Here is a 22,028-nt window from a genome sequence, read left to right on the forward strand (position 1 = left end):
GAGCGTGGGAGCACACAAAATTGATTACCCCCTATCAAGGCCGGATCTCGATGCAGGTGATGTCATCGTCACCGCCAGGATCCTTGATCGCCCCCGCTTCCAGAGAGGCCAATTGTATGTCTATGGACAGATCCGCCCAAAACCCGTCACTGGCCAGCAGCCAGCGTGAACCGGGCTGGAGATCAAATCGGCTGACGCAAGGATCCAGTTCACGTCGCCCACTGAAACTACGTGTCAGTCTGTGACGACCAACATCACGAGCAATGACTTCATGAGCAAGGTCACCGCGCCAGTTCGGCTGGCAGTGAGGCGCCGTCAGCCATTCAATTGACCCCTCCTGCTCGCGCCGGCCAAAGCAGCAATCACCACCATGGATGACCGTGATAACGTCGGGTCCCAACACCACTATCAAATAACTGACGCACGCCACCTTGTATTGACTGACCAACGCATATCGAGCATCGGACAAAAGCTCCAGGAGCAGTGCCTCGGCTCCACCCGTTTTCAGCAGATCTTCGCTCAGCGCAGAGAAGCCGGTCTACATGTACCTGACCAGTGCATAAGCCAGTTCGCCACTCTCGGCGGACGTGCTGCTGCCATCGGCAATCAGGTACAAATGGAAGTCGCCCTGACTGGCAAAGCCCGCATGATCGCGAATATCGGCGGTGCGAGTTCCTTGAAAGCTCATCAGTCTATGGCTGGGCACCCGGCTAATTTCCTTCACTCATTTTGGCAAAACGGTGACGAAGTATTTGCTCGCGTTCCCCATCATTTCGCGTAGCACTTTGCAGGACGTAACCGAAATCCCGGTTTCGGAGCAAAGCTGTGAAATGCTCGGCCAGATACTGCTTCAGGGGCTCTGCAGCTTCACTGACTTCGGCGATCAGTTCTTCGCGGCCATCAACCAGGTTGACGATGTCTTCTATGTCTTTGCTATTGAGCACATCACCCCGGCCCCTACCGGCGTAGGCTGCAAATTTTGTTGCCAGAAAGCAGGCTGGAGAAAACACCCTGATCTCCAGACCACTCGGCAAGGTATGCAACTGTGCCTGCTGAAAACCTTCATCGAACCAGATATTGGAATAGCCGAGGATTGATTCATCTGACGGCATGAAATCCACTTTCAACTCGCCCAGACGCATCCTGCAGTTCACCTCATCCAGAGGGCTTTCCATGAAGCCGCGCTGACGGAGTTGCTCCATCAGCCTGGGCCAGCCTGCATAGCCCGCGAGGTGAACCACCAGATCGACATCATCGGTAAAACGCAGATCTTCCAGCGTGACTTCGTCAGTCACCAACAACGCCGTAGTGCAACCGCCGACAAACGCCACCTGCTGTCTTAGCTCATCACCCAACGCCTGTGCGACAACGTCCAGCATCTCCAGCAGCTCTTGTTGTTTCTTACTCATGAAGCATCCATTTTCTTAGCATTGAGTTCGCGACCTCAGCTTCTCGCGGGCTTCCGATGCGAACCGCATCGACCAACGCCAGATAGTGATACAGCAAATAATCCGACTTCACGGCCTGAGGCACTGTCTTGTAAATCGGGGTGATGGCCTGGCCTTTCTTCTTCCCCTGCGCCGAGGGCCAGACCGGGATCAGCTCACCCGCACTCATCAGCTTGCCCTCAAGAATGGGCGCAGCAAACGCAGTAGGAATACCTCTTACGATGGCGCCTGGCCTGGCAGGAAAGAAATACTTGAGCCCATGCGCCACCAGGTCCAGTAAACCTCTTCGGTTGACGCGCGGAAGGTTCTCTTCCAGGTAAGAAATCACCAGCCCCACCTCCCGGCAGCGTTTGAGGGAACTGGATATCTCGGTTTTACCCAACCCCAAGGCAGCAGCCAACCCTCGAACGGTATAACTTTCCGTATTAACCGGGAGTTCGTCATAGGGTTCATCGTCCCAACCTTGCCAGTCCAGCGCATCGGAAAGTTGAATGCCAACGATTTTCACTGTCCGCTCAACATCGATGTAACGTCCGGACTCCTCTCTGATCTCTTGAGCCTCTAGCTCATCCAGTCGACGAGAAACATTGAGGCGGATTTTCTTGCTCTCATCCCCCAGTTCCTGCTCCTCCAGGCTGACGAGCTTGAAGAGAAGCAAAATATCTTGACCTTTCATAAAGCCCTCACCCATCTTGTCCGCAGTCCGCGGACTGAGGACACTGTAGAGTAGAAGTAGGTTTACCTGTCAACCGGAAAAACAAGTAGGACGTTTGGATCAGTCTTCGCCTCAGTCTTTAGCTGCTTAGCCACAACCCATTGAGGCCTCGCAACACCTTGCACGGCTACGCGAAACACCCCTATAGTTCGCGCCGTCGCTGCAAAATCAGCGAACAGGTTTGGTCACCTGAAAACAGCACACATAAGTGCCATCACTTGCTCTGCGAGCTTCTATGCCTTCGCGGCGCATTGCTATGGCGGCTGTGTGTGGGACGCCTTCGGGCGTACCGGATTGCTGTTTCCGGTTGACCAACCTGCACACAGTCCGCCACCCATTGTTTGGTCACGATGATGGCGGTTACTTAACAGCAAACCGAGTAACCAACATGCAAACTATGAATCCGTTTGTAGAACGCTACCGCCCCCTCAAAACCAGCATCACTGACACGTCCGTGCTCGCCATCGACACAGAGGCCTGCCCTCAAGCCATCCTCGACGCCGCCCATCAACGTATCCGCGCCTCCAGCGACTTGCTCGAAACCCTGTATTGCCTGTGCTTCAACCAGGCAGACATTAAAGACATCCCCCACATCACTAATGCCCTCTACCTGCTGACACAGGACGGCTGCGACCTTCTCGAAGTCGCGCAGCAACGCATGTTGAATTGGAAAGCACCCAGCTGACACACCGCACTAACAGGCACGCCATGCCTCTTGTGGGAGCTGGCTTGCCTGCGAAAAAACTATGGCCCAGTGATTTTCCCTGACCCTCACGCAAAAGCCCGGAAACCTGGGAGCACCAAAAAGCCAACGGCCGGCCCCGATCCCTTGAACTACAATTGGGTCTTGCAGCGTGAGGCAAACGTGATGAACAAACTGACGTTTGAGCAAAAGCAGGACCATTACGACAGCGTCCGCCGGTCAAACTACCTGGCGAGCCTGCGCCTGGAAGGCTTCGACACAACACGTGCCGACACCGACAAACCGCTCCCCAGCCGGGAAGCGGTACTGCGTAAATACCTCAAGAGCCCAAGCTGATGCCCGGTCAATATGGGGGCAACCTGGATCCTTATTGCTATCCGGATAGCGGAGTGCTGCGCAACCTGCTCAATATTCATGACGAGCCCCTCCTTCAGCAGGCCGAACGAGAGTTCTCTGAAATTGCCGCCAGCACACTTCGTCTACACCCTGCGCCCTACGATCTGGGCTTCTTCCAGGTCGTTCATAAAACCCTGTTTTCGGACGTCTACGAATGGGCCGGCGAACTAAGGACAATCAATATCCAGAAGGATGAAACCCTGTTCTGCACCGCTGAACGAATCGTCCCCGAGGCCGAGAAAATATTTCGCGCCATGGAAAAAGCCTCCTGGTTCGCGGGCGCATCCAAATCCGATCTGGTGATCAAGGTTGCCGAGGCATATGGCGATCTCAACGTCATTCACCCGTTCCGTGATGGCAACGGTCGAGCCCAACGCATCCTGTTCGAACACATCATCATCAATGCCGGTTTTACCGTTGATTGGTGGCTGGTCGATGTTGCCGATTGGGTACCGGCCAACGTCGACGCCGTAGCCTGCGACTACCGAGGGCTGGAGACCCTATTCAAACGCTGTATCGGAAAAATCCCGCGCTAGATGCTGACGGTTTGGCTTTACACTCGCCGCCAGCCCGCAACCCCAACCGGATTGTTAACCATGAAACTCGCCATCGGCTTCCCCGACGATCAAGCGATGCGACGCCTCATGCAGCTGCTGCACGAAGAGCTCGGCCTGCCTGAACGCAAAACCATCAGCCTGCAAACCTCGATCAACTTCGACCTCGGCTGCGACGGCGCCGACGCAGAGCAACTGATGGAAGCACTGACCGAGCACTTCACCCTCGACCTCATCGACTACGACGCCTATTGCTACTTCCAGCCGAAAGGCTACGACCCGTTCCTCAAACGCAGGGCCAAGGGCCGCGGCGACAAACTCCCGCTGACCATCGGCATGCTGTATGGCGCTATCAAGGCGCAGCGCTGGGAGACTCAGGAGCTGGAAGGGCTCTAGTTTCCAAGCCATCGCGATCAGGAATAAAGCGTGGGAAGTCTGGCTCAGCATTCAACAAGCAAAAAAAAACCGCCTCTGAAAGGGCGGTTTTTTTGTTACCTCAAACCACTAGCCGATAATTACAACTTCGGGCCAGCAGCCTTGATCGCGTCGCTTACATCGAACTTCTTGAAGTTCTCAACGAACAAGCCAGCCAGTGCTTTGGCCGCTTCGTCGTAAGCCGCTTTGTCGGCCCAGGTGTTGCGTGGGTTCAACAGGCCAGTCTCAACGCCCGGTACGACCAGGGGCACGTCGAGGTTGATGGTGTCCAGGTGTTCGGTTTCTACGCCGATCAACGCGCCGCTCTGGATCGCCGCGATGACGCCACGGGTGGTCGGGATGTTGAAGCGCTTGCCGACGCCGTAGCCACCGCCGGTCCAGCCGGTGTTGACCAGGTAGACCTTGGAGCCGAAGCCGCGGATGCGCTTGATCAGCAGTTCAGCGTATTCGCCGGCCGGACGCGGGAAGAACGGTGCGCCGAAGCAGGTGGAGAAGGTCGACTTGATGCCGCTGCCGGAACCCATTTCGGTCGAACCCACCAGAGCGGTGTAGCCGGACAGGAAGTGGTAGGCCGCTTGTTCTTCGCTGAGGATCGAGACGGGCGGCAGTACGCCGGTCAGGTCGCAGGTCAGGAAGATCACAGCGTTTGGCTCGCCACCGAGGTTTTTCGGCGCGCGTTTTTCGATCAGTTCACGCGGGTAAGCGGCGCGGCTGTTCTGGGTCAGGCTGTCATCGGCGTAGTCGGCTTTCTTGGTGACCGGATCGAGTACGACGTTTTCCAGTACGGCGCCGTGCTGGATGGCTTTCCAGATGACCGGCTCGTTCTTCTCGGAGAGGTCGATGCACTTGGCATAGCAACCGCCTTCGATATTGAACACCACGCCAACACCCCAGCCGTGTTCGTCGTCGCCGATCAGGTAGCGGCTTTCGTCAGCGGACAGCGTGGTTTTACCGGTGCCGGAGAGGCCGAAGAACAGAGTAACGTCGCCCTCTTCGCCCATATTGGCCGCGCAGTGCATCGGCAGGACGTCGACTGCTGGCAGCAGGAAGTTCTGGACCGAGAACAGGGCTTTTTTCATTTCGCCGGCGTAACGCATGCCTGCGAGCAGGACTTTCTTGGCCGCGAAGTTAATCATCACGGTGCCATCGGAGTTGGTGCCGTCACGCTCAGGTTCGCAGACGAACGCTGGGGCGTTGATGACTTGCCACTCGTCCTTGCCAGCCGGGTTGTACGCTTCAGGATTGATGAACAGGCAACGGCCGAACAGGTTGTGCCACGCAGTCTCGGTGGTCATTTTGACCGGGAGGTAGTGCGCAGGATCAGAACCTACATGAACGTAGGAAACAAAACGCTCGCGCTCGGCCAGATAGGCTTCAACGCGGTTCCACAGGGCGTCGAACTTGTCGGCCGGGAACTTGCGGTTGATCGGGCCCCAGGCAATGGCGGCCTGGGTGGAAGGCTCTTCAACGATGAAACGGTCGACTGGCGAGCGACCGGTACGGTGACCGGTGTGAACTACCAGAGCGCCGGTATCGGACAGCTCGCCTTCGCCGCGGTTCAGGGCTTCTTTAACCAGATCGTCAACACTCAGATCGGTGTATACGGCGTTATTGGCTTGCGTCATGAGGTTCCCCGTCGGCCAGTGGCCGAGTGCTCGAAACGTTTTGTAGTAGAAAGTCGTGCACTACTACCGCGAAAAAAGTGGGCCGGATTATGCCAGAAATGACCAAAAATAGTAGGGCCCTCCCGTCAGACCGGCGTTATTCCGGCGTTCAACAGGTGATTTACCTGTGCTGAATCGTTTTAGTGACGAGTATCTGACGGTGTGTCGACACCCGCTCCCGCGAACAATTGAGCGATATCGGCGGCGTCAAACAGGTAGCGTTGGTTGCAGAACTGGCAATCGATCTCGACGCTACCGCCATTTTCGATGACCAGTTGTTGCGCGTCTTCCTGCCCCAGACTGACCAGCGCGTTACCCGAACGATCCCGCGAGCAGCTGCAGCGAAAGCGCAGAGTCTGCACATCGAACAGGCGTACCGCTTCGTCATGGTAGAGGCGGTGCAACACGGTTTCGTTATCCAGGCTGAGCAGTTCATCGGCGGTCAGGGTGCCGGCCAGGGTGGTGATGTGCTGCCAGCTGGCGGCGCGTTCTTCGTCGTCCTTGATGCGATCGGCCGGCAGTTGCTGCAGCAGCAGGCCACGGGCGCGACGGCCATCGGCATTGAGCCAGAAGCGCGTGCCGACTTGCTGGGACATGACGAAATAATTGGTGAAGCATTCCGACAGGTCGGCGCCGTCGAGGTCGACGATGCCCTGGTAACGCTGGCCATGGGTGGGATCGACGGTCAGCGCCAGCACACCTTGCGGCATCAGATCGGCAAGGGTGGCGTCAGGGGCGATCTGCTCGGCGTGATAACGGGCCAGGCCACGGATTTCGCGTTCGCTGGAGCACTCGATCATCAGCAAGGGTACCGGGCCTTCGGAGCGGGCCTGGAGAATCAGCAAGCCATCGAACTTCAAAGTGCCAACCAGCAGCGACGCAGCCGCCATCAGCTCGCCGAGCAGTTGGGCGACCGGTTCCGGATAGGGGTGTTTGGCGAGTACTTCGGCGTAGCTACGCTCCAACGCAACCAGCTCGCCGCGGGCGTCGCTGTCATCGAAGATGAAGCGTTGGGTGTAGTCGGTATCCGGTAGATCGGTCATAGGTCTGGGTATCTGAAGTGATGACTAGAGGGTTACAGGGCGACGAAAAGCGTTTTGACACCGATCGGTGCGTGATTCTCGGCCATGGGAGGCATTTTATGAACAATCGGGGATTGTTCCAAGCCAGGCAGCTCTTGGCGGGTTGGCTCCGGGTAATTTACTCCCTCAAGCGGGACAGCCCTACTCCCCATCATGTCCACCATGGAACTTGAATAGATCGCGCCGTTGTTTCTTGGTCGGCTTGCCGTCGGTACTGACCCCCAGGGAACCGGCCTTGCGCATTGCCGCAGCGTTTTCGCGCTTGGCGATGCTGGCTTCGGTTTCGGCGTACAGTGCCTGGGCTTCCGGCGCGCCACGGCGCACCACGGACAACCCCAGGACCACTATAGTGCGCTCGTCGTAACCGGCGCGGATCTGAAATTCATCGCCGATTCTCGGTTCTTTGCCTGGCTTGCAACGATCGCCCCGGCAATGCACTTTACCGCTTTCAATCGCCGCTTTGGCCAGCGCGCGGGTTTTATAAAAGCGCGCAGCCCACAACCACTTATCCAGACGAACCTTGTCGTCCTCTTCGGTTTTTTGTGCCATGGAATTTCCTCGTTCGGTGGATGCTCGGAACTGTACTACTGTTTCTGTCGGGCCCATCAATCCATGTGGGCGGATAGAATGCCCGGCTTATGCCTGTAGTCTTGGCGCGGAGTTCACGAGTGACCATTTTCCCGACATCTTTAACCTCAACCTCAACCTCGCCCAGCGACCACTGCCAGGGATGCCAGCAGGACAACCCGCTGGGTTTCGACTTTACCTTTGCTTACCAACCCATCGTCGATTTGCGCGATCAGTCCATTTTCGCTCATGAGGCGCTGGTCCGGGGTACGGCAGGTGAAGGCGCGCTGTCGGTACTCGAGCAGATCACCGAAGAAAACCGTTACCGTTTCGATCAGCTTTGCCGCATCCGGGCCATTGAAGGCGCAGCGTCTTTAGGCATGCAGAGTCACCTCTCCATCAACTTCATGCCCAATGCGGTTTACCGCCCGGAGCTGTGTATTCGCAGCACCCTGGAGGCGGCCAGAAAACACGATTTCCCTCTCGACAAGCTGATTTTCGAGACACTGGAAAGCCAGCACGTAGATAACTATCGCCATTTGACCAATATTCTGCGTGAATACCGCGAATTCGGCTTCAAGACGGCCATCGATGATTTTGGTTCGGGCTATTCCGGGCTGAATTTACTCGCAGATTTCCAACCGGACCTGATCAAACTCGACATGGCGCTGATCCGCGATGTCGACCGTGACCGTGTCCGTCAGGCCATCGTGCGGGGGATTGTCGCCATGTGTGCGGAACTGGACGTTACAGTCATTGCCGAAGGCATCGAAAGTGCTGGTGAACGGGACTTTCTGGACGACTGTGGAATATTTCTGATGCAGGGTTACTGGTTCGCCAAACCCGCATTCAAAGCGCTGGCCCCGGTTGCTCCCGAGGCTTGGATACGTTAATCGCTGGCTGACCCATTTGAAGACATTTGACCATTTGACCGTTGTTGGTCTGCGCGAGTGGATAGCGCTCCCGGATTTGGGAGTGGCGGGCCTGCGGGCGGAGATCGACACCGGCGCCAGCACCTCCAGCCTGCATGCCACCGAGATCGAGCCGTTCGAGCGTGACGGGGAAAAGTGGGTGCGCTTCAATGCGCACCTGGGCACCGTGGTGCAACTGCGCCATCGGCACTGCGAAGCGCCGCTGGTGGCAATGAAGACGATTAAAAGCTCCAACGGTCAGGCACAAGTGCGTTACGTGATCAGCACCACCCTGGCGCTGGGCGATCGGGTCTGGCGGGTGGAGTTCACCCTGGCCTGCCGCAAGTCCATGCGTTATCGCTTGTTACTCGGTTCCAAAGCCCTGATCGACGGCCAGTTGGTGGTCAATCCGGGAATCAAATACGTTCAAGACAAGCCGGCATTCCCGGCATCCACTACCCTTGCCACAGGTGTTGCATGAAGATCGCTGTGCTGTCGCGTAACCCGCGTCTGTATTCCACTCGTCGTCTGGTCGAGGCCGGCACCGAGCGTGGCCATGAAATGGTGGTGGTCGATACCCTGCGCGCCTATATGAACATTGCCAGTCATAAGCCGCAGATCCACTACCGTGGCAGGCCACTGGAGGGCTTCGATGCGGTGATCCCGCGGATCGGTGCTTCGGTGACGTTTTATGGTTGCGCAGTATTGCGCCAGTTCGAAATGATGGGCGTGTTCCCGCTCAACGAGTCCGTGGCCATCGCCCGCTCGCGGGACAAACTGCGTTCGCTGCAATTGCTTTCGCGTCGTGGTATCGGCTTGCCGGTCACCGGTTTTGCCCACTCACCGGACGATATTCCCGACCTGATCGCGATGGTTAACGGCGCACCGCTGGTGATCAAGGTGCTGGAAGGCACCCAGGGCATCGGCGTGGTGATGTGCGAAACCGCCACTGCGGCGGAGTCGGTGATCGAGGCGTTCATGGGCCTCAAGCAGAACATCATGGTCCAGGAGTACATCAAGGAAGCCGGAGGTGCGGACATCCGCTGCTTCGTGGTCGGCGACAAGGTGATCGCGGCGATGAAGCGTCAGGCCAAGCCCGGCGAATTCCGCTCCAACCTGCACCGGGGTGGCAGCGCCAGCCTGATCAAGATCACCCCCGAAGAGCGCATGACTGCCTTGCGCGCGGCCAAGGTCATGGGCCTGAGCGTGGCGGGCGTGGATATCCTGCGCTCCAACCACGGGCCGTTGGTGATGGAGGTTAATTCCTCGCCAGGGCTGGAAGGGATTGAAACCACCACTTGCAAGGATGTGGCGGGGATCATCATCGAGCATCTGGAAAAGAATAGCGGGCCGAATATGACAAGGACCAAGGGTAAGGGCTGAGGCCCTGCCCAATCCACTGTGGCGAGGGGGCTTGCCCCCGCGGCCCGGTCCGCGCTCGGGCGTAGCGGTCGTAAAACCAGCTTCCGTATTTCATCTGATAGAGCGCGGTTGCTGGCTTTGGGAGTCCTTCGGCCTCCAGCGGGAGCAAGCTCCCTCGCCACAAGGATCGCGACCAGCTCGCTGCTTTCCGATTTTCCCTACACCGCATCCCTCGGCAACATCAGCCCCAACGGCAAGCGCACTCGCGCTTCGAGCCCGCCGCCTGCGCGGTTGCGCAGTTCTACATTGCCGCCGTGCATCGAGGCGATCCGTTTGACGATAGCCAGGCCCAGCCCGGTGCCTTTGCCGCCTCGGGCGCGGTCGCCGCGGGTGAACGGGTTGAAGATCGCTTCGAGCTCAGACTGATCGATACCGCCCCCACGATCCATCACGCTCAACACCACGTAGGGTGCGTTGGTGTCACCTGACACATGGGCGGCCACTTCGACTCCGGTACCGGCATGATGCAAGGCGTTGCCGATCAGGTTGTTCAACAGGCGCTTCATCGAAACCCGGCGCAACGGGAACGGCTGGATCGGTTCCAGGCGCAGGCGAACCCGCTCCTCGTTCTGGTTGTAAGGCGCCGCGACTTCACGCACCAGATCGGTGAGGTCGACTTCTTCGACCGTCTCATCGCGACCGTCGCGAATAAACGCCAGGAACTGATCGAGAATCGCGTCCATGTCTTCGATGTCGCGCACCATGGCGTCCGTGAGGTCGCTGTGGTCGCCCATCAGCTCCAGGGACAGCCGCAAGCGGGTCAGCGGAGTGCGCAGGTCATGGGACACGCCAGCCAGCATCAGCTCACGTTCACGCCCGGCCTGTTCGACATCCTCGGCCATCTGGTTGAAGGCGCGATACACCTCGGCCATTTCACTCGGGGTGTCGCTGATCGGCAGACGCACGCTACGCCCCTGACCTAACTGGCGGGCGGCATACACCAGTCGCTTGAGGGGTTGGTTGAGCTGGCTGACGAAGATCCAGGCCGAGGCTGTGGATAACAGACCGATCGCCAGGAACCAGCCCAGCACGCTCCAGATTTTCTGGCCACGCAGCGGGTGTGGGTACAACGGCACTTTCAGCCAGCCATCACCGAGACTCGGCGCGCGCACCCATAGGGCCGGCGGTGCGTGCATGCGCAAGCGGACTTCGGTGTCGGCACCCAGTTCGGCCTGCATCTGTCGCTGGTAGATCTCGCTGTACGGCCAGTGCTGCTCACCTTCAGGCACACCTGCGCCAACCACTCGAATCAGCGTGGCGGCTTCGGCGATTTTCTCGCGGTTCGCTTCGTCCGCAGCCCAATAAGAGCGCAAGGTCAGCGCGACACCGTGGCTGTATTGGCGATCCACCAGCACGTCTTCGTTCATCAGCAGGTAAACCAGGGTCAGCGCCTTGGAAAACAGCACGACGATCAGCACCAGCCAAAGGGTGCGGGAGAAAAAACTTTGAGGGAACCACACGGGGGTCTTCATAGACGGCAACTACACACTTTGCAGGAGCGAGCGGCGCTCGCGGAATTGCGGATCGCGAGCCGCCCGGGTTGCCGTCATGTGACAGATCGCCCGAGAAACCCGCTCCTACAAATTACCGATCACTTGGTCGCGGTGCCATCCGGTACGAACACATAACCCACACCCCAGACAGTCTGGATATAACGCGGCTTGGACGGATCGGGCTCGATCATCCGGCGCAGGCGGGAGATCTGGACGTCGATGGAGCGCTCCAGGGCATCCCACTCGCGGCCACGGGCCAGATTCATCAGCTTGTCGCGGGTCAGCGGCTGGCGAGCATTCATCACCAGTGCCTTGAGTACCGCGAACTCACCGGTGGTGAGCATGTGTACTTCCTCGCCCCGCTTGAGTTCACGGGTGGCCAGGGACAGCTCGTAGTCGCCGAAGGTCACGCTTTCGTCTTCGCTGCCGGGTGCGCCAGGCACCGGCGCCGACTGACGCCGCAGGACCGCTTTGACACGGGCCAGCAGTTCGTCCGGGTTGAACGGTTTGGCCAGGTAATCATCGGCGCCATCTTCGAGGCCTTTGATGCGGCTCAGCTCGTCGCCCTTGGCGGTGAGCATGATGATCGGTATCTGGTTTTTCGCCACACGCAGGCGTTTCAGCGCGCTAAGGCCATCTTCACCGGGCATCATCAGGTCGAGCACCACCAGGTGGAAAACCTCGCGCCCCAGCAGACGATCCATTTGTTCGGTGTTCGGCACGGCCCGGGCGCGAAAGCCCTTGCTGACGAAAAAACGTTCCAGCAGGCTGCTCAGCCCCGGATCGTCATCAACGATGAGAATTTTTTCGCCTTCAGCAGTTTGTGCAGTGCTGCTCATTGGATGCTCCTTTGATCTCGGTGCGCATTATGGCGTAGCTGCCGTTATACGCACCGTGTGCATTGTTAGCAGATTTTTCCTCGATCGCCAGTAAACCGGCCATTGTGCCTACATGGCACGATATCCCCCTAGGGCCGAACGCTGGTTATAATGCGCCGCCTTTTGTGCAGGGCAACGTCTGATCGTTACTGTGGGTGGCCACTCTTTATTTTCCATGGCCGCGCAGTAATTTTTCGATTTCACGGGTCAACAGGGCTGCCTTTTGATCCAGGTAGCGGCGCCGGCCAGGCCGCTCAACCAGACTCGCCAAGCCCGAACCCCGCGCCTGCGAGCCTGCTTTCACAATTTGTCAGGTGGTTTTATGGACAGCATCAACAGCCGCATCGCCGAGGAACTCGGTGTACGCCCGCAACAGGTCGAAGCGGCCGTCGCTCTACTGGATGAAGGCTCCACGGTGCCCTTCATCGCCCGTTACCGGAAAGAAGTGACCGGCAGCCTCGATGACATCCAATTGCGGCACCTGGAAGAGCGCCTGCGCTACCTGCGAGAACTCGACGAACGGCGCCTCAGCATCCTCGCCAGCATCGAAGAGCAAGGCAAGCTGACCCCGGAGTTGGCCCGCGACATCAAACTCGCCGACACCAAGACCCGCCTCGAAGATTTGTACCTGCCGTACAAACAGAAGCGCCGCACCAAGGGCCAGATCGCCCTGGAGGCCGGCCTCGGCGAGCTGGCCGACGGCCTGTTCAACGACCCGACGCTGTCTCCGGAATCCGAAGCCGCGCGTTTCGTCGATGCCGAAAAAGGCGTTGCCGATGTCAAGGCGGCTCTCGAAGGCGCCAAGTATATCCTCATGGAGCGCTTCGCCGAAGACGCCAGCCTTCTGGACAAGCTGCGCAGCTACCTCAAGCAGGAAGCCACCCTCAGTGCCCGCGTGATCGCCGGCAAGGAAGAGGAAGGCGCCAAGTTCCGCGATTATTTCGAACACGACGAACCGCTGAAAAGCATGCCGTCGCACCGGGCCCTGGCGATTTTCCGTGGTCGCAACGAAGGCATCCTCAGCTCCTCGCTGAAAGTCGGTGAAGAGCTGCCGGGCGCCATGCACCCATGCGAAATCATGATCGGCGAGCGTTTCGGCGTGAAAAACCAGAGTCGCCCAGCCGATAAGTGGCTGAGCGAAGTGGTGCGCTGGACCTGGAAGGTCAAGCTCTACACCCACCTGGAAACCGATTTGCTGGGCGAGTTGCGCGACGGCGCCGAAACCGAGGCAATCAACGTGTTCGCCCACAACCTCCACGACTTGCTGCTGGCCGCACCGGCCGGACCGCGCGCAACCCTGGGCCTGGACCCGGGCCTGCGCACCGGTTGCAAAGTCGCAGTGGTCGATGCCACCGGCAAGCTGCTGGATTACGCCACGGTTTACCCCCACGTACCGAAAAACCAGTGGGACCAGACCATCGCCGTGTTGGCCGCCCTGTGCGCCAAGCACTCGGTGGACCTGATCGCCATCGGTAACGGCACCGCCAGCCGCGAAACCGACAAGCTGGCCGCTGAGCTGATCAAAAAATACCCAGGCATGAAGATGACCAAAGTCATGGTCTCCGAGGCCGGTGCCTCGGTGTACTCGGCTTCGGAACTGGCCTCCAAGGAATTCCCGGACCTCGACGTGTCGATCCGTGGCGCGGTGTCGATTGCCCGTCGCCTGCAGGATCCGCTGGCCGAACTGGTGAAAATCGATCCGAAATCCATCGGTGTCGGCCAGTACCAGCACGATGTGTCGCAGCTGAAACTGGCGCGCGGCCTGGATGCAGTGGTCGAGGACTGCGTGAACGCGGTCGGCGTCGACGTGAACACCGCTTCGGTGGCGCTGCTGGCACGGATTTCCGGGCTCAACGCGACCCTGGCGCAGAACATCGTGAATCACCGTGATGAAAACGGTGCGTTCAAGACTCGCGCTGCATTGAAGAAAGTTTCGCGCCTGGGCGAAAAAACCTTCGAACAGGCCGCCGGCTTCCTGCGGGTAATGAACGGCGACAACCCGCTGGATTCGTCCGCGGTTCACCCGGAAGCCTATCCGCTGGTACAGCGCATCGCCGCTGAAACCGAGCGCGACATCCGCTCGCTGATCGGCGACGCCAGCTTCCTCAAGCGTCTCGACCCGAAGAAGTACACCGACGAAACCTTCGGTCTGCCGACAGTCACCGACATTCTTCAGGAGCTGGAAAAACCCGGTCGCGATCCGCGTCCAGGGTTCAAGACCGCCGAGTTCCAGGACGGCGTCGAAGACCTCAAGGACCTGGAACTGGGGATGATCCTCGAAGGCGTGGTGACCAACGTGACCAACTTCGGTGCTTTCGTCGATATCGGCGTGCATCAGGACGGTCTGGTGCACATTTCCGCCTTGTCGGAGAAATTCATCAAGGATCCGCGTGAAGCGGTGAAAGCCGGCGATGTGGTCAAGGTCAAGGTCATGGAAGTCGACATCCCGCGCAAACGCGTCGGTCTGTCGATGCGCATGAGCGACACCCCGGGCGAGAAAATCGACGGTGCCCGTGGCGCGCGCCCTGGCTCGGCGCCACGCCAGTCGCAAAACACCGCACCGCGCAAAGAAACCACGGCGCCGGCTCCGGCCAACAACGCCATGGCTTCGTTGTTCGCCAACGCCAAGCAGTTGAAGAAACGCTGATGGAAATCCCTGCAGGGCTGACCGAAAGCGCTTTCTTCAAGCTGCTGGGTTGCCGTTTGCACAGTCTTGAGGTCGGGGTGGCGCAAGTCACCCTGGGCCTCGAGCCGCAATTGCGCAATCGCGGCGGCAAGCTGCACGGCGGGGCCTTGTTCAGTCTGGTGGATATCGCCATGGGGCTGGCCTGTTCCAGCACTCATGGCTTCGACCAGCAGAGCGCGACCATCGAGTGTAAAATCAACTATGTTCGCGCAGTGAATGAAGGCGAAGTGTTATGCACGGCACGGGTCATACACCCTGGCCGGCGCACGCTCGTCGTCGAAGCGGATGTGATGCAAGGCGATAAACTCGTCGCAAAAGCACAAGGCACCTTCGCTGTCCTATAGCTCCCTGCCATCAATTTGAGTTAATTTCGGCGCTACGAACGTGGCGTCGGGGTTTTCTGCCTGCGCCCAAGCCAGATTCAGGGATGAAGTGCAGCGTTTTCATACGGGTCAGTACGACTCAATAACCAGGCGACCACGCCAGTTTTCACTTCACCCTTGTAGACCGTCTTGCCCACCCCCATATTGGGGCGACTGACGCGTGAAGGAATCCAACTTGAGCGAACTTCTCAACCGCCGCCTGGCTCTGCTTGGCGAGCGCGCTAACCTCTCTCTGCTCGAGCAGTGCCTGCATGGTATCGAGCGCGAATGCCTGCGCGTCAACGATGCCGGCCGTCTGGCGCAGACGCCGCACCCTGAAGAGCTGGGCTCGGCACTGACCCACGAACAAATCACTACCGACTATTCCGAGTCGCTGCTGGAGTTCATCACTCCGGCCCTGCCTGATCCGGCAGAGACGCTGAGCAGCCTCGACAAGATCCACCGTTTTGCCTACAGCAAGCTCGGCAAAGAGTACCTGTGGAGTCCATCGATGCCGTGCCCGTTGCCGGCCGAGGAAGATATCCCGATTGCTTATTACGGCACCTCCAACATCGGCAAGCTCAAGTACGTGTACCGCAAGGGGCTGGCCCTGCGTTACGGCAAGACCATGCAATGCATTGCCGGCATTCACTACAACTTCTCCCTGCCGGAGAAACTCTGGCCGCTGCTCAAGCAGGACGAAGGCTTTGTCGGTACCGACCGCGACTATCAGTCGGCGGCCTATATCGCATTGATCCGTAACTTCCGCCGCTATAGCTGGCTGTTGATGTACCTGTTCGGCGCCTCGCCGACACTCGATGCGGGTTTTTTGCGCGGTCGCTCCCATCAGCTTGAGCAACTTGATGCAGACACGCTGTATCTGCCTTACGCCACCAGCCTGCGCATGAGCGACCTGGGTTACCAGAGTAACGCTCAGGCCGGGCTGACGCCGTGCTACAACGATCTGCACAGCTACACCGACAGCCTGCGCAAGGCAGTGGCCACAGCCTATCCGCCCTATGTCGAGATCGGCACCCACAAGGACGGTGAGTGGATTCAGCTCAACACCAACATCCTGCAGATCGAAAACGAGTACTACTCCAACATCCGCCCGAAACGCGTGACCTACACCGGCGAGCGGCCGATCCAGGCGCTGGTGGCCCGTGGCGTTCAGTACGTCGAAGTGCGTTGCCTGGACATCAACCCGTTCCTGCCGATGGGCATCGATCTGCAGGAGGCACGTTTCCTCGACACCTTCCTGTTGTACTGCGCGCTGAACGAGAGCCCGCTGATCGCCAACAGAGAATGCGGCAATTGCACCTCGAACTTCCTCGCAGTGGTCAAGGAAGGTCGCCGCCCGGGCCTGCAATTGCAGCGCCAAGGCCAACCGGTGGACCTGAAAGAGTGGGCCGGCGAGTTGCTGGAGAAGATTGCGCCATTGGCCGCGCTGCTCGATCAAAGCCACGGCGGCGATGCCCACAGCAAAGCCCTGGACGCGCAACTGGCGAAGGTCAAGGATCCGTCCCTGACTCCGTCAGCGCAGGTGCTGGCCGCCATGCATGAGCATAAGGAGAGCTTTACCCAGTTCTCCCTGCGCCAGAGCCAGGCCCATGCCGAGTACTTCCGCAGCGAACCGTTGAGTGCGCAAGACCAGGCTCGCTTCGAGGAGCTGGCGCGCAGTTCACTGGCGCAGCAGGCAGAACTGGAGCAGAGCGAAGTCGGCGATTTCGATGTGTTTGTCGGCGCGTACCAGGCAAGTATTCTGGCGATCAGTAATTAAGCGACGCCTGTAAAAAGATCGTCCGAACGCGGCCCGAACCTGCGGCAGCTCCTACGGGACCGGTTATCAACCCGCCTTTGTAGGAGCTGCCGTAGGCTGCGATCTTTTGATCCTTAGAATTTTCTGCTCATATGCTAATTCTAAAAAGTTATTTATTTTGTGATTCTTAGATCATTTAGTCTCCTTGTCAGCCGATCCTCCGGCCGCTTGAACAAGGAGCTTCTCCATGAAAACGAACTTTCCCCTGCGCCTCCTGGCGGCCGCGTCCCTGGCTGCGGCAAGCTTCTTTGCCCAGGCGGCTGACGTTACCGTCGCCTACCAGACCACCGTTGACCCGGCGAAAGTCGCCCAGGCCGACGGCGCTTATGAAAAAGCCACTCACGCAAAAATCGACTGGCGAAAATTCGACAACGGTGCCGACATCATTGCCGCCATTGCTTCGGGCGATGTGCAGATTGGCTACCTCGGCTCCAGCCCGCTGACGGCGGCGATTACCCGCAAAGTCCCGGTGCAGACTTTCCTCATCGCGACCCAGATCGGCGCCGCCGAAGCCCTGGTGGCCCGCGACGGTTCCGGGATCAAAACCCCACAAGACCTGATCGGCAAGAAAATCGCCGTGCCCTTCGTTTCCACCGGCCACTACAGCCTGCTGGCGGCACTGAAACACTGGAACATTGACCCTTCGAAAGTACAAATCCTCAACCTCGCACCGCCAGCGATCGTTGCCGCCTGGAAACGCGGCGATATCGATGCGACCTACGTCTGGGACCCGGCACTGGGCGTGGCCAAGGAAAACGGCAAGGTGCTGATCACCTCGGGCGAACTGGCCAAGTTCGGCGCGCCGACCTTCGATGCCTGGATCGTGCGTAAAGACTTCGCCGAGAAGCACCCGGAAATTGTCACCGCCTTCGCCAAAGTCACCCTCGACGCCTACGCCGATTACCGCAAAGACCCCCAAGCCTGGCTGGCAGACAAAGGCAACGTCGACAAGCTGGTGAAACTCTCCGGCGCCAAAGCCAGCGACATCCCGTTGCTGCTGCAAGGCAACGTCTATCCGCTGGCGGCTGACCAGGTGATCACCCTCGGCGCGCCGACCACCAAAGCCATCACCGACACCGCCACGTTCCTCAAGGAACAAGGCAAGGTCGAAGCCGTACTGCCGGATTACGCTCCGTACGTCAGCGCCAAGTTCATTACCAACTGATCAGGAGCAAACAGCGATGGCCTTGTTAGAACTGGAGCGCATCGGCGCACAGTACCCAGGCAGCCCCGAGCCGGTGCTGGCGGATATTTCCCTGAGCCTTGGGCCACAGCAGTTGCTGGTCGCCCTCGGCCCGTCCGGCAGTGGCAAGACCTCGCTGTTGAACCTGATTGCCGGTTTCGTCGAACCGAGCGCCGGACGCATCACCCTCGACGGCGTTCCGGTAAAAGGCCCGAGCGCCGAGCGCGGCGTGGTATTTCAGGATGACGCGCTGCTGCCGTGGCAGGACGTATTGGCTAACGTCGGCTTCGGCCTGGAACTGGCGGGCATCCCCAAGCCGCAACGGGAAACCCGCGCGCGGGAAATGCTCGCGCTGGTGGACCTCGCCGGCTTTGACCAGCGCCGCATCTGGCAGCTGTCCGGCGGCCAGAAACAGCGTGTCGGTCTGGCCCGCGCCCTGGCCGCTGACCCGCGCGTGCTGCTGATGGACGAACCCTTCGGTGCCCTCGATGCCTTCACCCGCGAGCAGATGCAGGAGCTGCTGCTGCAAGTCTGGAAGCGCACCGCCAAACCGGTGTTCCTGATTACCCACGACATTGAAGAAGCGGTGTTCCTCGCCACCGAGCTGATTTTGCTCGCGCCCAATCCCGGGCAAATCGTCGAGCGTCTGAGCCTGGACTTCGGCCGGCGTTATGCCGCCGGTGAATCGGCCCGAACGATCAAGTCCGACCCGCGTTTTATCGAAACCCGTGAACACGTGCTTGCTCGAGTGTTCTCTCAACGCAGCGCCATCCAGCAGCAGGAGCGCGCATGAGCAGCTATGGATTACCGGCCACGGCCACAAAAACCAGCGCCAACTCATCCGCGGCGATTGCTGTTCGTCGCAGTCTGAGTACCCGCTGGATCAGCGTACTGACCTTGATCACGCTGCTTGCCCTCTGGTGGGCCGTGACTGCCAGCGGATTGATTGAACCGCTGTTTCTGCCACCTCCCTCAGCGGTCCTGCAAAAAGGCTGGTTACTGGCGACCAGCGGCTACATGGATTCGACCTTGTGGCAGCACCTGGGCGCCAGCCTCAGCCGTATTGGCATGGCCCTGGGGTTCGCCGTGCTAAGCGCCATTCCGGTGGGTATCGCCATCGGCCACAACCGCATCGCCCGCGGCATTCTCGATCCGTTGATCGAGTTCTACCGCCCTATTCCACCGCTGGCCTATCTGCCGCTGATCGTCATCTGGTGCGGGATTGGCGAGTTGTCCAAAGTCCTGCTGATTTACCTGGCGATCTTCGCCCCAATTGCCATCGCCACCGCCACCGGCGTGCGTACCGTCGACCCGACCAAACTCCGCGCCGCGCAATCCCTGGGCGCGACGCGGGCCCAGTTGATTCGCCATGTGATCCTGCCCAGCGCCCTGCCGGACATTCTCACCGGTGTGCGGATTGGCCTGGGTGTCGGCTGGTCGACGCTGGTCGCCGCCGAATTGATCGCTGCCACCAGTGGCCTGGGCTTTATGGTCCAGTCGGCTGCGCAGTTTCTGGTCACCGATGTGGTGGTACTGGGAATTCTGGTGATCGCGCTGATCGCCTTCACCATGGAAATGGGCCTGCGTGCCCTGCAACGCAAGCTGGTGCCGTGGCATGGCCAGGCGCATTGAACAGAACTGACTACGCCGACACTTCGGCGCCGAATTCGAGAAATATCATGAGCCTGAGCATTACGCCCCTTAGCTGCACCCTTGGCGCCCGGATCAGCGGTGTCGACATCACCCAACCGCTGAACGTCGAACAGCGCGACGCCATCGAGCAGGCGTTGCTCAAGCATCACGTCCTGTTCTTTCGTGAGCAGCCGTTGAACCCACAGCAGCAAGCACGGTTCGCCGCCAATTTCGGTGACTTGCACATTCATCCGATCTACCCGAATGTCCCGGAACAGCCTGAGGTGCTGATCCTCGACACGGCGCAAACCGACGTCCGCGATAATGCCGTCTGGCACACCGACGTGACTTTCCTGCCGACCCCGGCCCTGGGCGCGGTGCTCAGCGCCAAGCTGCTGCCGGCGTTTGGTGGCGACACCCTGTGGGCCAGCGGCATCGCGGCTTACGAAGCACTGTCGGCGCCGTTGCAAAGCTTGCTGCAAGGCCTGACCGCAACCCACGACTTCATCAAATCCTTCCCGCTGGAACGCTTCGGCACCACCGCCGAAGACCTTGCGCGCTGGGAAGAGGCACGCAAGAAGAACCCGCCGCTGTCACACCCGGTGATCCGCACTCACCCTGTCAGCGGACGCAAGTCGCTGTTCGTCAACGAAGGCTTCACTACCCGCATCAACGAGCTGTCGGAAGCCGAAAGCGAAGTGATCCTGAAACTGCTGTTCGCCCACTCCACCCGCCCGGAATTCACTATCCGCTGGCGCTGGGAAGAGAACGACGTAGCGTTCTGGGACAACCGCGTCACCCAACACTTCGCCGTCGACGACTACCGCCCGCAACGGCGCGTGATGCACCGGGCGACGATTTTGGGGGATGTGCCGTTTTAAGTGGTCGGCCCGTTACACCGTCTTCGCGGGCAAGCCCGCTCCCACAAGGATCGCCCAATACCTGTGGGAGCGGCGGTGCGGCGATCCGACTTGCCCGCGAAAGCTTTTTGATAGGCGATAAATCAATCGGAAACGATTACTCAGCCGTCGACGGCTTCTCCCACAAATTAATCCCGCCTTCCTGGGCAAACCGGTCGATTTCGGCCAACTCCTCTGCGCTGAAGCTCAAATTCTTCAACGCCCCGACGTTTTCGATGATCTGCTCCGGGCGGCTGGCGCCAATCAGCGCGGAGGTCACCCGCGGGTCACGCAGGGTCCAGGCCAGGGCCATTTGCGCGAGGCTTTGGCCGCGGCGTTGGGCGATTTCGTTGAGGGCGCGCACGTGGGCAATATTGGCCTGCGACAGGTGCGAGGCTTGCAGCGAACCGCCGCCCGGGCGGTTCACCCGCGCATCCTTGGGCACGCCGTTGAGGTATTTATCGGTCAGCAGGCCCTGGGCCAACGGCGTGAAGGCGATCACCCCGGCGCCGAGTTCATCGGTTGTATCCAGCAGGTCTTTTTCCACCCAGCGGTTGAGCAGGTTGTAGGCTGGTTGATGGATCAACAGCGGCACTTTCCACTCTTTCAGCAAAGCTGCGATTTCCCGGGTTTTGGCCCCGGAATACGACGAGATACCGATGTACAGCGCCTTGCCTTGCTGCACGGCGGTGGCCAGAGCACCGGCGGTTTCTTCCAGAGGAGTATCCGGGTCGAAGCGGTGCGAATAGAAGATGTCCACATAGTCGACGCCCAACCGCTGCAGGCTCTGATCAAGGCTTGCCAGCACGTATTTTCGCGAACCGCCGCCCTGACCGTACGGACCGGGCCACATGTCCCAACCGGCTTTACTGGAGATGATCAGTTCATCGCGGTAGTGCTTGAAGTCTTCACGCAGCAAACGACCGAAGTTGATCTCCGCGCTGCCGTAGGGCGGGCCATAGTTGTTGGCCAGGTCGAAGTGATTGATGCCCAGGTCGAAGGCCGTGCGCAGCAACGAGCGCTGGGTATCGATCGGCGTACTGTCGCCGAAGTTGTGCCACAGGCCCAGGGACAATGCCGGCAGCACCAGACCCCTGCGTCCGACGCGGCGGTAAGGAATGGAGTCGTAGCGGTTTTCGGCAGCAATGTAAGTCATCGAATCCTCTCTGGTTTGAGTCT

At 59.5% G+C, this 22,028-nt stretch carries 24 protein-coding genes; 14 read left to right on the forward strand and 10 right to left on the reverse strand.

Features of this window, described 5'->3' with window-relative positions; genetic code table 11:
• Positions 1-34 precede the first annotated feature (34 nt).
• The 4 genes from F8N85_RS04040 to F8N85_RS04050 form a co-directional block, all read right to left on the reverse strand.
• Positions 35-469, reverse strand: coding sequence for a protein phosphatase 2C family protein (locus F8N85_RS04040; RefSeq protein WP_150802382.1), 435 nt, complete (start codon positions 467-469; stop codon positions 35-37).
• A 69-nt stretch (positions 470-538) separates the two neighbouring features.
• Positions 539-688 (reverse strand): hypothetical protein, encoded by a 150-nt coding sequence (locus F8N85_RS34490; protein WP_191636106.1) that lies wholly within the window; start codon positions 686-688, stop codon positions 539-541.
• A 22-nt stretch (positions 689-710) separates the two neighbouring features.
• Positions 711-1,409 carry a nucleotidyl transferase AbiEii/AbiGii toxin family protein gene (locus F8N85_RS04045; RefSeq protein WP_150802383.1) on the reverse strand — a complete coding sequence of 233 codons (699 nt, stop codon included), beginning with the start codon at positions 1,407-1,409 and terminating at the stop codon, positions 711-713.
• On the reverse strand, positions 1,402-2,124 hold the full coding sequence (locus F8N85_RS04050) for a hypothetical protein (protein ID WP_150802384.1): 723 nt from the start codon (positions 2,122-2,124) through the stop codon (positions 1,402-1,404). The genes F8N85_RS04045 and F8N85_RS04050 overlap by 8 nt, the downstream gene beginning before the upstream one ends.
• Before the next feature lie 427 nt (positions 2,125-2,551).
• Here F8N85_RS04050 and F8N85_RS04055 point away from each other — a divergent pair, with 427 nt between their 5' ends.
• From F8N85_RS04055 to F8N85_RS04070, 4 genes are all read left to right on the forward strand, one after another.
• Positions 2,552-2,848 (forward strand): hypothetical protein, encoded by a 297-nt coding sequence (locus tag F8N85_RS04055; protein WP_150802385.1) that lies wholly within the window; start codon positions 2,552-2,554, stop codon positions 2,846-2,848.
• A gap of 183 nt (positions 2,849-3,031) precedes the next feature.
• Entirely contained in the window at positions 3,032-3,202 is a 171-nt protein-coding gene (locus tag F8N85_RS04060; protein WP_150802386.1) for a YhfG family protein, read from the forward strand.
• Entirely contained in the window at positions 3,202-3,798 is a 597-nt protein-coding gene (locus F8N85_RS04065; protein ID WP_150802387.1) for a Fic/DOC family protein, read from the forward strand. Before F8N85_RS04060 ends, F8N85_RS04065 begins: the two co-directional genes overlap by 1 nt.
• Before the next feature lie 60 nt (positions 3,799-3,858).
• On the forward strand, positions 3,859-4,212 hold the full coding sequence (locus tag F8N85_RS04070; protein ID WP_150802388.1) for a DUF1493 family protein: 354 nt from the start codon (positions 3,859-3,861) through the stop codon (positions 4,210-4,212).
• Positions 4,213-4,331: 119 nt separating this feature from the next.
• Here F8N85_RS04070 and F8N85_RS04075 read toward each other — a convergent pair whose 3' ends face one another.
• From F8N85_RS04075 to F8N85_RS04085, 3 genes are all read right to left on the reverse strand, one after another.
• Positions 4,332-5,876, reverse strand: coding sequence for a phosphoenolpyruvate carboxykinase (locus tag F8N85_RS04075; protein ID WP_150802389.1), 1,545 nt, complete (start codon positions 5,874-5,876; stop codon positions 4,332-4,334).
• A 179-nt stretch (positions 5,877-6,055) separates the two neighbouring features.
• Positions 6,056-6,958 carry an Hsp33 family molecular chaperone HslO gene (gene hslO / locus F8N85_RS04080; RefSeq protein WP_150802390.1) on the reverse strand — a complete coding sequence of 301 codons (903 nt, stop codon included), beginning with the start codon at positions 6,956-6,958 and terminating at the stop codon, positions 6,056-6,058.
• Positions 6,959-7,138: 180 nt separating this feature from the next.
• A complete protein-coding gene (locus tag F8N85_RS04085; RefSeq protein ID WP_150802391.1) occupies positions 7,139-7,546 on the reverse strand; it encodes an RNA-binding S4 domain-containing protein in 408 nt (135 codons plus the stop codon).
• A gap of 119 nt (positions 7,547-7,665) precedes the next feature.
• Between F8N85_RS04085 and F8N85_RS04090 the strand changes: the two genes are divergently transcribed.
• From F8N85_RS04090 to rimK, 3 genes are read left to right on the forward strand one after another with little or no spacing between them, the layout of a single operon-like run.
• Positions 7,666-8,457, forward strand: a complete 792-nt coding sequence (locus tag F8N85_RS04090; RefSeq protein WP_150802392.1) for an EAL domain-containing protein — start codon at positions 7,666-7,668, stop codon at positions 8,455-8,457.
• 49 nt (positions 8,458-8,506) lie between these two features.
• Positions 8,507-8,956 (forward strand): ATP-dependent zinc protease, encoded by a 450-nt coding sequence (locus F8N85_RS04095; RefSeq protein ID WP_191636109.1) that lies wholly within the window; start codon positions 8,507-8,509, stop codon positions 8,954-8,956.
• Positions 8,953-9,858: a 30S ribosomal protein S6--L-glutamate ligase gene (gene rimK, locus F8N85_RS04100; protein ID WP_150802394.1), complete on the forward strand. Its 906-nt coding sequence runs from the start codon at positions 8,953-8,955 to the stop codon at positions 9,856-9,858. The genes F8N85_RS04095 and rimK overlap by 4 nt, the downstream gene beginning before the upstream one ends.
• A 197-nt stretch (positions 9,859-10,055) precedes the next feature.
• Here the strand turns inward: rimK and F8N85_RS04105 are convergent, their stop codons facing one another.
• Positions 10,056-11,369 (reverse strand): ATP-binding protein, encoded by a 1,314-nt coding sequence (locus F8N85_RS04105; protein ID WP_150802395.1) that lies wholly within the window; start codon positions 11,367-11,369, stop codon positions 10,056-10,058.
• Between the two features lie 119 nt (positions 11,370-11,488).
• The gene (gene ompR / locus F8N85_RS04110; RefSeq protein WP_150802396.1) at positions 11,489-12,229 is read right to left on the reverse strand and encodes a two-component system response regulator OmpR; all 741 of its coding nucleotides are present in this window, start codon (positions 12,227-12,229) and stop codon (positions 11,489-11,491) included.
• Between the two features lie 361 nt (positions 12,230-12,590).
• Between ompR and F8N85_RS04115 the strand changes: the two genes are divergently transcribed.
• The 7 genes from F8N85_RS04115 (at position 12,591) to tauD (ending at position 20,831) form a co-directional block, all read left to right on the forward strand.
• Positions 12,591-14,915: a Tex family protein gene (locus tag F8N85_RS04115; protein ID WP_150802397.1), complete on the forward strand. Its 2,325-nt coding sequence runs from the start codon at positions 12,591-12,593 to the stop codon at positions 14,913-14,915.
• On the forward strand, positions 14,915-15,298 hold the full coding sequence (locus F8N85_RS04120; RefSeq protein WP_150802398.1) for a PaaI family thioesterase: 384 nt from the start codon (positions 14,915-14,917) through the stop codon (positions 15,296-15,298). Before F8N85_RS04115 ends, F8N85_RS04120 begins: the two co-directional genes overlap by 1 nt.
• A gap of 214 nt (positions 15,299-15,512) precedes the next feature.
• Positions 15,513-17,096, forward strand: a complete 1,584-nt coding sequence (gene gshA / locus F8N85_RS04125) for a glutamate--cysteine ligase (RefSeq protein ID WP_150802399.1) — start codon at positions 15,513-15,515, stop codon at positions 17,094-17,096.
• Between the two features lie 226 nt (positions 17,097-17,322).
• Positions 17,323-18,300: a taurine ABC transporter substrate-binding protein gene (gene tauA / locus F8N85_RS04130; protein ID WP_150802400.1), complete on the forward strand. Its 978-nt coding sequence runs from the start codon at positions 17,323-17,325 to the stop codon at positions 18,298-18,300.
• Between the two features lie 16 nt (positions 18,301-18,316).
• The gene (tauB, locus tag F8N85_RS04135) at positions 18,317-19,111 is read left to right on the forward strand and encodes a taurine ABC transporter ATP-binding subunit (protein ID WP_150802401.1); all 795 of its coding nucleotides are present in this window, start codon (positions 18,317-18,319) and stop codon (positions 19,109-19,111) included.
• Positions 19,108-19,950: a taurine ABC transporter permease TauC gene (gene tauC, locus F8N85_RS04140; protein ID WP_150802402.1), complete on the forward strand. Its 843-nt coding sequence runs from the start codon at positions 19,108-19,110 to the stop codon at positions 19,948-19,950. The genes tauB and tauC overlap by 4 nt, the downstream gene beginning before the upstream one ends.
• Before the next feature lie 47 nt (positions 19,951-19,997).
• Positions 19,998-20,831: a taurine dioxygenase gene (gene tauD / locus F8N85_RS04145; RefSeq protein WP_150802403.1), complete on the forward strand. Its 834-nt coding sequence runs from the start codon at positions 19,998-20,000 to the stop codon at positions 20,829-20,831.
• Between the two features lie 136 nt (positions 20,832-20,967).
• Here tauD and mgrA read toward each other — a convergent pair whose 3' ends face one another.
• On the reverse strand, positions 20,968-22,005 hold the full coding sequence (gene mgrA, locus F8N85_RS04150) for an L-glyceraldehyde 3-phosphate reductase (RefSeq protein ID WP_150802404.1): 1,038 nt from the start codon (positions 22,003-22,005) through the stop codon (positions 20,968-20,970).
• Positions 22,006-22,028: the final 23 nt, after the last annotated feature.

Source organism: Pseudomonas fluorescens, assembly GCF_902497875.1.
Taxonomy (GTDB): domain Bacteria; phylum Pseudomonadota; class Gammaproteobacteria; order Pseudomonadales; family Pseudomonadaceae; genus Aquipseudomonas; species Aquipseudomonas fluorescens_BR.